The organism is Amantichitinum ursilacus (assembly GCF_001294205.1).
Classification (GTDB): Bacteria; Pseudomonadota; Gammaproteobacteria; order Burkholderiales; family Chitinibacteraceae; genus Amantichitinum; species Amantichitinum ursilacus.
The window spans coordinates 274,933-287,661 of the sequence record NZ_LAQT01000003.1; the positions used below are offsets into that span (position 1 = coordinate 274,933).

The following is a 12,729-nucleotide window of genomic DNA, read 5'->3' on the forward strand; positions in this document are numbered from 1 at the left end:
TCAGGTATCAAGCGAAATGACGATTCAAATCCAGTATCTGGAACGCACTTCGAGCGGGTGCGTTTTACTGGGCGAAGAGCGATTGGAGCAGATAGACGAGGCGTTGATTCCAATGAGCCCGAGCGACGCGGCGCCTGTTTTCATGTCGAAAAAATTTTCAGGTCGCGCTGAGTATCGCTGGCAGGTCGCCGAGGTTGCCGCGAGCGCCGCTGGTGTTGTCCCAGCTATCTTTTATATCACCCTGAAAAGCAGGCCACAGCCCGAAAAGAGGGCCTGGTTGACTTGCGTGATGGCTAGCAGCGGCAGGCGAGCGGTTAGTGCGATCCTGGTGCGCGGCTGCCTGGTTGAAGTGGAATATGACCATCCCATGACGGTGGCAAAATCAAATGGACAGCTAAGAAGCAATAAACGTTATCCGGAGACCATTCAAGCGGGCAGCATGCCCAAGCGTCGGCTCGCCATTGTTTTGCGAGCACTGGCTCACGGGCCAGGACGCGGTATCGTTCAGGTCATTCCCATTTCGTCCGCGGTACCGGCCCACGGGGATCATGCCTCGGTCGACATCACAGCCGCGTTGCAGTCTTTGCTGATTGTTGACTATCAAAAGCAGAGCTGGGCGAAGTGCCAAATGATCGAAACGGTGTCGGCGACACGCATTCTGGCACCGCGAGTGAAGTTTCCCGGGCGTGTGCCAGCAATGAGAGACACGGGTTTTAAAACACGCCTGAATAAGACCTGGATGGGACTGATTGAAGACGCGCTTGTGTATGGCGTGACGCTGCAGGCACTCGTTACTGCAAAAAATACCAAGCTCAAGGCGCTGGAAAGCACAGTGGTGAAACTGGAGGAAGATATTGCCCATCTTCGCAAGCAACTCGACTGCCAGACTATCGCGAACGCGGAGGCGATGGTCTTTCGTAGATTCACCGATTATCTGGAGACGAGGATTGGAAGCCTTGATGATGAATGGACGCGGTTCAGGCTCACGCTAGCCCCGGATTAAAACGGGACCTTGCATTGACGCGGTGGGCGCGTTGGCCGTATAGTCCAATCCACATTGGATGTGGAACAGCGGGCAGTGACGGCCACATCGACAACCTCCGGGTTCACTGACGAAGTACTTTGAAATGAAAAAGCCGCTTTCAAGCGGCTTTTTCGTTTTCTGTCGCCCGCATCCCCCACAAATCCCTCAATACACGTCGCGCCGATAACGCCCGTCTTCGCTCATTTGCGCCAGCGCATCCGTGCCGACGATATTGGTTAGCGCATGGTGTACGCCGCTGGCCATGCCTTGCAGGCTGCCGCAGACATAGATGGCGGCGCCGGCGTTAATCCACCGCACCATCTCGGTTGCCGCCGCTGCGACCTGATCCTGCACGTAGCGGATGTCGCTGCCGTCGCGCGACCACACCCAGTCCAGCCGTTCCAGCACGTCGTTACCTTGCCAGGCGATCAGTTCGTTGATCAGCAAGGCATCGTGGGCGGCGTTGCGCTCGCCGAAGATCAGCCAGTTGCGGCCATGGCCGCGGGCGGCGCGGGTTTTGAGATGAGCGCGCAGGCCCGCCAGGCCGGTGCCGTTGCCGATCAGGATCAGCGGGCGCTCATCGGTGGGTGTGTGGAAGGCACTGTTGGGGCGGATGCGCAGGGCGATGGACGCGCCGGGCGCAGCGTATTCAGTCAGCCAACCCGAGCCCAGGCCCAGGCGCATACCGTTTGCTGCCGCAGGGTCGGCGTAACGCGTCTGGCGCACCAGAAGTTCGAGCTGGCGATCCGATGGCAGCGAGGCAATCGAATATTCGCGATGCGCCAGTTGCGGCAGCGCGTCGATCAACGCCTGGGCCGAGCGCGCATCGGGCACGGCGATCTTGTTGCGATTGGCCAGCGCCTCGGCCAGCGGCAGCGTTGCGCCTTCAACCACGACTGGGGTACCGCCATCGAGATTCAATTCATGCAGCCACTGCGTGACCGCGTCAGGCGCGTGGCGCGGCCCCACTTCGACGATATCGCCCGCTTGCCATTCGGGCAGCGCGCCTTGCGCGGGCGTCAGGCCCAGCAGATAGACCGGGTCGCCCGCCGAGCCCGCGTTAAGTAATTGGCGCTGTTGCAGCGTCCATGTTGCGTATTGCGGCGGCACCCAATCGGCCATCTGCGCCCCGCCCGCCAGCGTGGACAGTTGTTGTTGCCAATGGCGCAGCGCGCCCGCGTCGCCGTTATCCACTTCGATCAGATCAAACAGCGGTTGCGCGTTGTGGCGATCCAGCCAGGCGGCCAGTTCGTGGCCAAAAGCGCAGAAGTGCCGATAGGTGTGATCGCCCAACGCCAGCAGCCCATAACCCAGGTGGCTGAGATCGGCCTTGCCCTGGCGCGCGGCTTTACCGATGAAACCGGCGGCCGCATCGGGCGGATCGCCTTCGCCAGTGGTGCTGACGATAAACAGCACTTGGCGATAACGGCTGAGGGTGCTCAGGTCCAGCGTGCCCAGCGACGCGCTATAGCAAGCGACACCCGCCGCGCTCAACGCCGCTGCGCTTTGTTGCGCCAGTTGTTCGGCAAAGCCAGTCTGGCTGGCCCAGGCAATCAAGGTGGTGTCGGCGATGGCGTCGGCAGCGGGGGCGAGGTGCGTGGTGCGCTGCTGGCGTGCGTGGCGGGTCAAAATCCAGCCGCTGAATCCCAGATAAAGCAGCACGACGCCCAACGCGCAGATGCGACTGGCGTGATTGGCGCAGCAAGCGAGGCCAGCCAGGGCGAGCACCAGCCAGAAATAATCGAGGCCGAAAGGCTTGATGCGGGCAGTGTTCATTCGAGCATTTCAAGGTAGGCGGGGCTTAACGTTTCGCGAAAGCCGTCGGCGCTGCGCACCACAAAGCGCGCGGCCAATTGATGTCGGCGCGCCATCTCCATTCCGGCTTGCGGGCCAAGTACGGTGAGTGCAGTCGACCAGGCATCGGCCAGCATGCATTGCTCATGCAACACGGTGACCGAAGCCAACGCGTGGCTGGCGGGATAGCCGGTGCGCGGGTCCAGCGTGTGGGCGTAGCGCTGGCGTTGGGCGGAGTCGATAAAAAATCGCCGATAGTCGCCCGAGGTGGCGATGGCCAGGCCATGCAAGCCGACGCGATCCTGCACCGGCAACGCAGTCTGGCCGCGCGCGGCGTCGTCCAGCGGCGGCGCTTCCAGGTCCACCCACCACGGCAGCTGATCAGGCCGCAGGCCCATGCCGCGCAGCTCGCCGCCGATCTCGACCAGATGATGCATGCAGCCATTGGCCGCCAGCATGGCGCTGACGGCATCAACCGCATAGCCCTTGGCGATCGCGCATAAATCCAGCGCCATGTCGCCGGGTTGGCGGATGCGGCGCATGGGCGCATCCACTTCGATTTTTTGATAACCGCAATGCTGGCGCGCGCGCACCACCTGGTCGGCGCTGGGCGCGTGCTCGCGGCGCGGCGCGGGGCCAAAGCCCCACAGATTGACCAGCGCGGCGGCGGTCGGATCATAAGCGCCGCCGCTTAAGCGGGCGATGTGCAAGGCGGTTGCCACCACCTGGAAACACGCCACCGGCAAGGTGACCCACTCACCCGCAGCGGCCTGGTTAAAGCGGCTGATGTCGCTGTCGGCGCGCCAGTTGCTCATCTGCAGCACCACGTCGTCCAGCTCGGCCTCAATGGCTGCGCGCCAATCATTGCGCGCGTCGGTCACCAGGCATTGCACCGACCAGGTCGTGCCCATGGTTTCGCCCGCCAGCGTCAGCAACTGCGCCGCGGCCGGCGGCGCTTGCACGCTGGCTTCGGTCAGCGTGTGCGGCAGCAGAATGCGCAGCGCTTCGGGGCGGTTTAACGGGGCGGAGGACACGACCTGCATCGGCTTACTGCGGCGCTACTTCAACCGTCGCGCCATAATTGGCGCGGCGTTCGGTGGCAGGCTTGGTGGCGGAGGCGTTGTCTGTGGTTTCCGCGCCGATGTAATACAAACCAGCGTTGGGCCATTTAACGCTGAACTTGCCGTCGGCATCGGTATTCACCACAAAGTCGCCCACCTGATCGCGGAAGCGTTTGCCGCCCGGGATGATGGTCACTTTAAGATTGGCCGCCGCTTTGCCGTCAAACAGCAAACGGAAACTGGCGGGGGTGCCCGCGACCAGATCGTCCGGGTGGGTGATCGGCGCCAGTTCCAGGCCTTTGCCGCTGGGCTTGAACACGCTGGTGGTCGGCTTGCCGCGCGTTACAAACGTTTCAATGCGCGCATCCATTTGGGTGACTTTCAGGTCGGTGGCGTCAGCCGGGATTTCTTTGGCCAGCGCTTGCACATCGCCGCGCCAGCGTTTGTTTTCGCCATTGAGTTTGTAGCTGGCCATGACCGCCGTGGTGGTCACGGCAATCTTGTACGTGCCTTGTTGCTTGAGCTGCAGATCAAACACGCTGCGTAGATGGCCGGTGCTGGCGCCTTCGGCCTGAACGGCGCTGCCATCGGGCGCGGTAATTTGCAGGCCATCGAGCTTGAGCGGGAAGTTCTCGAAGTCGAACAGATCGTTGGAAACGGCGGCATCCACCGTCATCCATGGGTCGTTGCCAGCCAGCACGGTGGCGGAGGGCAGCAGCCATTGGCGATGCGCCTGGGCTTCCAGCGGCAACAAGGCGGTGACGGCCAGCATCGACAGCGGCAGCCATTTTTTAAGCGAGAGGTTTTTCATCTGGTTTTTTTTCCTGAGTGCGGGCAAGGCAGGGCAAACACGTAGTCGCTTAGGGCTTGAGGTTGAGCGTGACGCTGCCCAGTTCATGCTCGCCTTTGCCGCTGGCCGTGGCGGCGTCTTTGGGCGGCCAGGTAAACGGCACGCGCACCAGCTCATGGCCACCGGCTTCGCGCGCGGTTTCGACCACCAGCGCGTATTCGCCCGCCGCCAGTTTGCCCAGCGGCGCTTTGCCATCGCTAAAGGTCAGCGCTTGTTCGCCCGGCGCACGCGTGGCGCCGCTGATGCCGTCGGCGGGCACGGTCAGATCACGACCGGCTTTGCGCCACCATTGGCGGATGTCTTTCAGCCACTTGGTGCCTTCGTTATTGCGCTTTTTGCCGTCGTACCACACGGCCAGCGTCTGCACCGGGGTCTGGTCGGCGTGTTCAACCCAGACGGCCACATACGGCTTGTGATATTCGGCCACGTTGAGTTGCGGCAGCTCCACCTTGACGGACAAATCGGCGGCCAGCGCGGTGCCAGCCAACGGGGCGGTGGCGATGCCGGTCAGCGTAACCTTGAGAAGACGGTGCATAACAAAATCCTTGCGGGTAAGGGGATGGGGTTAATGGATAAACAGCAGCGCCAGCACGATGGGGATGACCACACCCAGGCCCACCAGCGGCCATGTGGCGACGCGCGAGCCAGCATGCAGTTGCAGCAAAAACAAACCGGTGATGCTGAAGATCAGACAGGACACGGCAAACACGTCGATAAACCAGCTCCACGCCTTGCCCGCGTTGCGGCCTTTGTGCAGGTCGTTGAGATACGAGATCCAGCCGCGCGTGGTCAGCTCGTAATGCGCATCGCCGTTAGATAGCGACAGGCTGACCCAGGCATCGCCACCGGGGCGCGGCAGCGCGATATAGATTTCGTCGGGCGACCATTCGGCTTCATGCTCGGCCGCGTCGATATCGAGCGCACCGTGCAGCCAGTCCACCAGTTGCGGCGGCACCGGGCCTTTGTCGTCGGCGTGTTTAAACTGCCTGAGCGATTGCAACAGCGCGGCCGGCGCATGCGCGCTGCGTTTTTGCACGTTGGGATGGGCTTCGATCTGCGCGGCATGGTTGAGCGTGATGCCGGTGATGGCAAACAGCAGCATGCCGATCATGCACAAGGCGGCGCTGATCCAGTGCCAGCGGTGCAGATGCTTAAGCCAGAATGCCCGCTGCTGCCGGTGGGCTGCGGGCTGCGTATCCAGAGAGGCCGACATGGGCGAGTGAGTATCCAGCGGTTCGTACGGAGGGCTTGAGCAGACGAAAGCCCAGCGCGCGAATCGGTTTATTTTTTAATAATGACAATCGTTATCATTATTAAAGTCCCATATTCGCGCGGGCGCTGTCAAGCCGCAATGGGTATCAAAAACAGGGCATAAGTGGCGTGATTGCTGGCCTCGCCGCAGGTGGCCGGGCTGTGGCCGAGGGCGCGGGCAATGGCTTCAGATCTCGGACCATTCGCGCAGCAGGTTGTGATAGGTGGCCGCCAGCGACACGGTTTCTTCGGTTTCGCCCAGCCGTGCGCGCAGGCTGTTGATGGTCTGATCCAGGTCGTACAGCATCGTGCGCTGGTGGTCATGGCGCACCATGCTTTGCAACCACATAAACGAGCACACGCGGGTGCCGCGCGTAACGGGCGTCACGCAATGCACGCTGCTGGACGGGTACAGCACCATATCGCCCGCGGGCAGTTTGGCGGCGTGCTCGCCATAGGTGTCGCGCACGGTTAGCTCGCCGCCTTCGTAGTCTTCGGGTTCGCATAAAAACAGCGTGGCGGAGAGATCCGTGCGCACCCAGCCGTGCGGCGCGTTCTTGACTGCACGCACTGCGCCATCCACATGAAAACCGTAATGCTCTTCACCCGCCTGGTCGTAGCTGTTAAACATCGGCGGAGCCACGCGCAGCGGCAATGCCGCAGAAAAATACAAGGGATTACGCGCCAGCGCCTGCAGCACGATATTGCCCAGTTCCAGCGTCACCGGATGATCGATGGGCAACTGTTTGTTGCGCTTGACCGTGGCGCCTTGCGGGCCTGCGGACATACGGCCGTCTACCCACGGCGCGGCATCGAGACGGGCGCGCAAATCGCGCACTTCGGCTTTGGTCAGAACTTCGGGAATATGCAACATCATGGCTAGGAGACCCCGTAAACCGAGTGAATTCTCGTTGGCTGGTAAGGCAGTCACACCGCCGGTGAGGGCCACATCGATGCTGCATGTGGCCCTCACCGGGCGGTGATTCAGGCTTAGTACGACACGTTAGCAGTCAGCAATGCAGTGCGCGGTGCGCCCGGCGTATAGCGATAGCCGCTCTTGTTGATCGACAACACATAATCTTCGTTGAACAGGTTGTAGACGTTGAGCTGCATGGTCAGATTGCGGCTGACCTTGTAGCTGGCCATGGCGTCCACCACCCAGTACGCGTCGGTATGCGTCGGCGTGCCAATCGCGCCATCCGTGCCCTTGGCCAGACCGCCGACATAGCGTGCGCCGCCGCCCACGGTAAAGCCCTTCGGCAAGGTGTAGGTGGTCCACGAGGTGAACGCGTTCTTCGGCGTGTACGTCAGCACTTGCGAACCATCGGCCGCCACCGCAGTACCCGCTTCAACCGTGGCGTCCTGATAGATGTAGCCACCCGTAATCGACCAGTTGGGCGTGATCTGGCCTTGCGCGGTCAGCTCAATACCCTGCACACGCTTTTTGCCGATTTGCTGATAGGTACCGTCACCCACGGCGCTGACTTCGTTGTTGATGTCGGTGCGGAACAACGCGGCCGTGGCCAGCAGGCGTTTTTCAAACAATTCCCACTTGGTACCAATCTCGCCGGTCTTGGCTTTCTGCGGGGCAAAGTCGACGCGGTTGGCGCTGTTGCCGGTCGGCGTTGCGGCCGCCAGCGCAAAGTTGGAACCGCCCGGAGGCTGCTGCGACAGCGCAAAGTTGACGTACACATTGCCCTGCTCGTTGATGTGGTACAGCGCGCCCGCTTTCCAGTTGACCAGGTTGCCGCTGGTGTCGGTGTTGATGGTCTGCACCGGGGTGCCTGCCGCCGCGCCTCTCGGGCATGCCACCACGGTACGGCCGGTGCCGCCGCAAGCGGTGGCGCTGTCGTAGTCGGTCTTGTAGTGGTCCACGCGGATGCCGCCATTGACTTCCCATTGCGGGGTCAGCGCGATGGTGTCAAACGCATAGGCGGCGATGGTGTCGGTGGTGCCATGCGCATCTGCGCCATTGCGACCGTAGTTGGTGGCCGCGACATTGCTGTTGGGCGCATAAATGCTAACCACGGGTTCCACCGCAGTGGCGTGGCCATAAACAGTCTGCTCTTCACGCGTCAATTCAAAACCCGCGCTCAGATCATGCTTGAGCGAGCCGGTGTTGAACTTGCTGGTGACGTTGGTCTGGTTGCTGAGGATCTTGTTGAACGTGTCGTTGACGTTGGGCGAGCGCGTCATGGTCCAACTGGTCGGATCGGCCGTCACTTTGGCCAGGTTGGCCGCCGCCAGCATGAACGACGTGGCCATGTAATCCTGCTTGGTCTCGCCATACCGCGTGATGTTGCGCAGGGTGGTGGTCGGGTTGATCTGGTGTTCAACCTTCACCGTCGCCATATCGGTTTGCGAATTGTCGTGATCAGTCGTCAAGCCGTAGAAATTGTGCGTGTCCACCTTGGGCGCGCTGCCCAGCGCGGCAAACGCGGCGCTCGGCGCGGTGTAGCCAGGCAGGCCGATGGTCGGGATCAAACCATCGGGCGTGTTGTTCTGTTTGACGTGCAGATAGTCGATGTAGACGGTGGTCGGCGTATTCAGACCAAACGCCACCGACGGCGCAATGCCCCAGCGCTGGTTATCCACGTTGTCGCGGCCCGCCACGTCTTCTTTGTGGCCCATCACGTTAAGACGCGCGGCGGTGGTTTCGTTGATGGCGTGGTTCCAGTCCACGGTGGCGCGGGTGTAATTGTTGGTGCCCACCACGGCGCTGGCTTCCAGATCATCCACCAGCGTGGGTTGCTTGCTGATCAGGTTGATCGAGCCGGTGGGCGCGCCTCGGCCGTAGTCGCTGCCGGAAGGGCCCTGGATGACTTCGACTTGCTCGGTGTTGAACATGTCGCGGTGCGTGGTGTTGGTGTCGCGAATGCCGTCGATATAAATGCTGTTGGACGTATCCAGGCCGCGCATGTAAATGGCGTCGCCGCTGGCGGTGCTGCCGTTTTCGCCTGCATAGAAGGTGCCCGCACCCGCCACGTTGCGCATCGCATCGGTCAGCGTGGTGGCGTTTTGCTCCTGCATCACCTGTTTGGTCACCACGGTAACGGTCTGCGTGGTGTCCACCAGCGGTTGGGTAAATTTGGGCGAGCCGGATTGCGTGGCCTTGTAGCCGTTATCGGCGGTATCCACCACGTTAACGGCAGGCAGCGTGGCGCTGCTGCTGGCCGCGTCGGCCGCATGCGCGGGCATGCTCAGCATCAGGCCGGTGACCAGCGTGGCAGTGCCGCCCGCGATCGAGCTGATTGCAGCGGCGCTGCGACGTGGTTCCAGTTTTCGGGCTTTTATATAGGTCATTTTCTTGTCAACAGGTCGGGGTGAAGAAAGCCGCAGCGAGCCGGAATCTGGCAGGAATTCCGCATGGCCCAAGCAGCAACGCGCTGGTCCGCAACGAGAGAGAGGGCGTTGAGGATTTGTACGATTTTGTACGGATGTTGCGTTCGTCGGCAGCGATAATAATAACAATCATTCCTATTTGCAATTACGCTAATGGGGGAATGATGACTGTTTGTTTGCGGCAATTTAATGCGGCGGACGACGCCAGAAATGCAGAACGCAAGCGCGGGGAAGAGGAGCGGATGTTTAGTGCCGATAAGGCGGAAACGATATTGCTGCGGCGATCGTGCTACGAACAGCGGTCAACGTGATTGCCCGCAATGACGTGCATTGACGGTGGCTGCTTCTTTCTCAGAACAAGTTGCCGCGTTCAGCGCCGCCCGCCCCACGCAGCATGCCGACAAAGCCGTGCGCTCCGGCGCAAGCGGTGGCAGCGCTGTTGCGATAACGCCGCCCCTGGCTTGCAACGCGCATGGTCTGAATGTGTACAAATGTTTGTTAACCAAATGTAAAGGGTGTGGCAAACACGCCCGGCGGCGCTTGGCTACACTCCATCACAGTCGGTTTTTGCCTCCGGCCGCGCGATGTAGATCGTGCCGCCATCGCGCGGCCGTAAACGCTCAGGTCAGTGCAGAAACGCCACAATCGCCTTCACCGTGGGCTCCGGTTGTTCTTCCATCAACCAATGCCCGGATCCGGGAATCACCAGCCCGGTGACATCGCTGGCCGCTGCCTGCGCCACCGTCGCCATGGTGGCGCCAAAAGACGCCGCGCCGCCGATGGCCAGCACTGGCATGGTCAGCGGGCCCTTCTCCAGGTACGCGTGGTTATCGATCACATCCTGGTCAAAGGCATGGAACTGCTCGAAGCCTGAATGCATTGCGCCAGGTCGGGCGTAGAGCCTGGCGTAATGCTGGCGCGAGGCCTCGTCAAAGTGTTTGGGGTCGGCAGAAAACTCGTTCCAGAAGCGGTCCAGATAAATGCGCTCGCGGCCTTTAACCAGCCGTTCCATATCCGGGCCGCCAAAGCGGAAGTGCCATAGCAACGGGCTTTTGAGGATTTCATCCCACGGGCCAACGCCCGGCAAAGGCGCGTCCATCAGCACCAGATGGGTGACGCGCCCGGGCTGCTCAGCCACAAAGGCATAGGCCACCATATTGCCGATATCGTGCCCGACCACATCGACCTGGCCCACCTGCAAGGCATCCAGCACGCCCGCAATATCGCGCGCCTCGTTCTTTTTGTCGTAGCCGCCCGCGGGGTGATCAGACAGCCCCATGCCGCGCAGATCCGGCACGATCACCGTGTGATTGGCCACCAGCTGCGCCGCCAGCGGCTGCCACATATCGCCGGTTTCGCCAAAACCATGCAGCAGCACTACGGCCGGCCCGTGGCCGCCCACGCGTACAAAGATTTTGGCGCCGTTGGTGCTGATGATTTGCGTTTTGAATGAAGGCGGAAACGGCGTCACGCCCGCTGCTGCCGAGGCAGAAACAACCGCCGCACACACCGTCAGCAACGTAAACAGCTTCTTTATTCCGGTCATGGCTCATCCTTCGCGCATCGGCCCGGGCGGGCCGCTCGCTTTAACATTGCACGGATATTTGCCAACGACAATGAATGAGCGCAAGGGATGAGGGGCGGGTCTATCGATTGGCCTGGACGCTAGCTGGCTAACCACAACCTGCGGCTGTTACCACAAAAACCAAGAGATGCCCCTTGCAGGCATCCCCCAATCACTACAAGCGCTGTTATTAACGACTAGAAGCGGGGCCCGACGCCGTCCCCTTGTCGCCGGGCCCGCTTTTCCACATCGCCTTACCCTTACTCGGTTTACATGGCTTAGAAGGCGCGGCCGAAGCCCACACCGACAATCCACGGATTGATCTTCAGCTTGCCCAGGCTGGAGCCTGCGGCGGAAACGTCGGTATCCATCTGTACTTTCTTCACGTCCACGTTAAAGAAGTACGTTTTGTTCATCATGATGTCCACGCCCACCTGCGCCGCCAGCCCGAAGCTGTTCTGGTCGATATCGACGTTGGTGCCATCGGGCAGGTGCAGATCGGTCTTGTAAAAACGCGTGTAATTAACACCCACACCGGCGTACGGACGGATCTGGCCCTGCGGATTGAAGTGATATTGCAGCGTAACGGTGGGCGGCAGCGCGTAGGTGCTGCCCAGCTTGCCGATGTCGCTGCTGATGGTGTGTTTGCTGGTGCCCAGGATCAGCTCGGCGCCAATGTTGTTGGTAAACATGTAAGTGAAATCCAGCTCGGGCACGGTGGCGTTGCCGACGGTGGTGTTCACGGCGGACAAGGTGTTGTCGGTGCTTACATCGGGCTGGATGCTGATCAGGCGCAGACGGGTAATGATGTCGCCGGCATCGGCCATGGCAAACGCAGGCATTACACAGGCGGCTGCGATGGCGGCCAATATTTTCTTGTTCATTATGGGTAACTCCTGATTGAGGCGGGTAGTGCTGCGTCTCGGCAACGGCGCTCAATGTAAGGATTCGAAGCCTGGCCGCAGTTGATCTAAATCAATTTCGTCTGGAATTGATGCAAATGGTCAGATTCGTCTGATTGATGCGCAGCGAAAATGCATTAGCGGATTGGCAAATCCTGCTTTCGGTCGGCCGGATTCATGACTAATCTGGCGGCATCGTCCGCAACCCACCCAAGACCCCGCCATGACCACGTTAGAGACGCAACGCCAGTATCCCGCCAGCCCTGCCGCCGTTTTTGCGGCCATCAAAGACCCCGCGCGTCTGGCGCGCTGGTGGGGTCCGGCCGGCTTCAGCAATCAGTTTGAGGTGTTTGAATTTGAAGCGGGCGGCCGCTGGGTGTTTACCATGATCAGCCCCGATGGCACGCGCTACCCCAATGAATCGCTGTTTAAACAGATCGACAAAGACCGCCGCGTGGTGATCGAACATGTGGCGCATCCGCATTTTGTGCTGACCATTACGCTGGAGATGGTGGACGGCGGCACGCTGCTGAAGTGGCAACAAGCTTTCACCGACCCCGCCGTGGCCGAGGCTTTTCGCGCCATTGCCGCGCCCGCCAATGAACAAAACCTGGACCGCCTCGACGCCGAACTGGCTAACGGCTAACGGCTAACGGCTAACGGCTAACGGCTAACGGCTAACGGCTAACGGCATCGGCATCGGCATCGGCTGCGTCGGCTGCGTCGGCTTGTTGCGCTGGCGCGGCCGTTGACGGGTTGGCGAGCAGGCAATCGCACGGCGTGCCAGCGGGCGGCGATCATGCGTTTGCGGCGCCCCCCACGGCCCGTATCTCAAAAAGACAATCTGGTATATTAGCTTTCAATAATTGAAAATAATTACCGTTGCTTCTGCCGATGAACTTGCGTAACGCGCGAGCATTCATGCCGTTTTGTAGTGGGCT

General features: G+C 61.0%; 11 protein-coding genes. 2 read left to right on the forward strand and 9 right to left on the reverse strand.

Going from position 1 to position 12,729, the window contains the following annotated elements:
- Positions 1-16: 16 nt before the first annotated feature.
- The gene (locus WG78_RS06045; RefSeq protein ID WP_053936886.1) at positions 17-1,003 is read left to right on the forward strand and encodes a type II toxin-antitoxin system PemK/MazF family toxin; all 987 of its coding nucleotides are present in this window, start codon (positions 17-19) and stop codon (positions 1,001-1,003) included.
- 186 nt (positions 1,004-1,189) lie between these two features.
- Here WG78_RS06045 and WG78_RS06050 read toward each other — a convergent pair whose 3' ends face one another.
- From WG78_RS06050 to WG78_RS06095, 9 genes are all read right to left on the reverse strand, one after another.
- A complete protein-coding gene (locus WG78_RS06050) occupies positions 1,190-2,800 on the reverse strand; it encodes a sulfite reductase subunit alpha (RefSeq protein WP_053936887.1) in 1,611 nt (536 codons plus the stop codon).
- On the reverse strand, positions 2,797-3,861 hold the full coding sequence (locus tag WG78_RS06055) for an FAD:protein FMN transferase (RefSeq protein WP_053936888.1): 1,065 nt from the start codon (positions 3,859-3,861) through the stop codon (positions 2,797-2,799). The genes WG78_RS06050 and WG78_RS06055 overlap by 4 nt, the downstream gene beginning before the upstream one ends.
- Before the next feature lie 4 nt (positions 3,862-3,865).
- Positions 3,866-4,690, reverse strand: a complete 825-nt coding sequence (locus tag WG78_RS06060; RefSeq protein WP_053936889.1) for a DUF4198 domain-containing protein — start codon at positions 4,688-4,690, stop codon at positions 3,866-3,868.
- A 49-nt stretch (positions 4,691-4,739) separates the two neighbouring features.
- Positions 4,740-5,264: a DUF2271 domain-containing protein gene (locus tag WG78_RS06065; RefSeq protein WP_053936890.1), complete on the reverse strand. Its 525-nt coding sequence runs from the start codon at positions 5,262-5,264 to the stop codon at positions 4,740-4,742.
- Between the two features lie 30 nt (positions 5,265-5,294).
- Positions 5,295-5,942 carry a PepSY-associated TM helix domain-containing protein gene (locus WG78_RS06070; RefSeq protein WP_053936891.1) on the reverse strand — a complete coding sequence of 216 codons (648 nt, stop codon included), beginning with the start codon at positions 5,940-5,942 and terminating at the stop codon, positions 5,295-5,297.
- Positions 5,943-6,167: 225 nt separating this feature from the next.
- Entirely contained in the window at positions 6,168-6,857 is a 690-nt protein-coding gene (locus WG78_RS06075) for a Fe2+-dependent dioxygenase (RefSeq protein WP_053936892.1), read from the reverse strand.
- Positions 6,858-6,970: 113 nt separating this feature from the next.
- Positions 6,971-9,283 (reverse strand): catecholate siderophore receptor Fiu, encoded by a 2,313-nt coding sequence (locus WG78_RS06080; protein ID WP_053936893.1) that lies wholly within the window; start codon positions 9,281-9,283, stop codon positions 6,971-6,973.
- A gap of 664 nt (positions 9,284-9,947) precedes the next feature.
- Positions 9,948-10,868 (reverse strand): alpha/beta fold hydrolase, encoded by a 921-nt coding sequence (locus tag WG78_RS06090; protein WP_083458802.1) that lies wholly within the window; start codon positions 10,866-10,868, stop codon positions 9,948-9,950.
- A 296-nt stretch (positions 10,869-11,164) separates the two neighbouring features.
- On the reverse strand, positions 11,165-11,770 hold the full coding sequence (locus WG78_RS06095) for an OmpW/AlkL family protein (protein WP_053936895.1): 606 nt from the start codon (positions 11,768-11,770) through the stop codon (positions 11,165-11,167).
- Between the two features lie 241 nt (positions 11,771-12,011).
- On the opposite strand from WG78_RS06095, the gene WG78_RS06100 reads away from it, so the two are divergent.
- Positions 12,012-12,434 (forward strand): SRPBCC domain-containing protein, encoded by a 423-nt coding sequence (locus tag WG78_RS06100; protein ID WP_053936896.1) that lies wholly within the window; start codon positions 12,012-12,014, stop codon positions 12,432-12,434.
- The last annotated feature ends 295 nt before the right edge of the window (positions 12,435-12,729 follow it).

What these genes read in the sequence shown, in the direction of transcription:
- WG78_RS06060 (WP_053936889.1), bottom strand. Translation starts at nt 4,690, where the DNA reads ATGAAAAACCTCTCGCTTAAAAAATGGCTGCCGCTGTCGATGCTGGCC.
- WG78_RS06075 (WP_053936892.1), bottom strand. Translation starts at nt 6,857, where the DNA reads ATGATGTTGCATATTCCCGAAGTTCTGACCAAAGCCGAAGTGCGCGAT.
- WG78_RS06050 (WP_053936887.1), bottom strand. Translation starts at nt 2,800, where the DNA reads ATGAACACTGCCCGCATCAAGCCTTTCGGCCTCGATTATTTCTGGCTG.
- WG78_RS06065 (WP_053936890.1), bottom strand. Translation starts at nt 5,264, where the DNA reads ATGCACCGTCTTCTCAAGGTTACGCTGACCGGCATCGCCACCGCCCCG.
- WG78_RS06090 (WP_083458802.1), bottom strand. Translation starts at nt 10,868, where the DNA reads ATGACCGGAATAAAGAAGCTGTTTACGTTGCTGACGGTGTGTGCGGCG.
- WG78_RS06095 (WP_053936895.1), bottom strand. Translation starts at nt 11,770, where the DNA reads ATGAACAAGAAAATATTGGCCGCCATCGCAGCCGCCTGTGTAATGCCT.
- WG78_RS06100 (WP_053936896.1), top strand. Translation starts at nt 12,012, where the DNA reads ATGACCACGTTAGAGACGCAACGCCAGTATCCCGCCAGCCCTGCCGCC.
- WG78_RS06070 (WP_053936891.1), bottom strand. Translation starts at nt 5,942, where the DNA reads ATGTCGGCCTCTCTGGATACGCAGCCCGCAGCCCACCGGCAGCAGCGG.
- WG78_RS06080 (WP_053936893.1), bottom strand. Translation starts at nt 9,283, where the DNA reads ATGACCTATATAAAAGCCCGAAAACTGGAACCACGTCGCAGCGCCGCT.
- WG78_RS06045 (WP_053936886.1), top strand. Translation starts at nt 17, where the DNA reads ATGACGATTCAAATCCAGTATCTGGAACGCACTTCGAGCGGGTGCGTT.
- WG78_RS06055 (WP_053936888.1), bottom strand. Translation starts at nt 3,861, where the DNA reads ATGCAGGTCGTGTCCTCCGCCCCGTTAAACCGCCCCGAAGCGCTGCGC.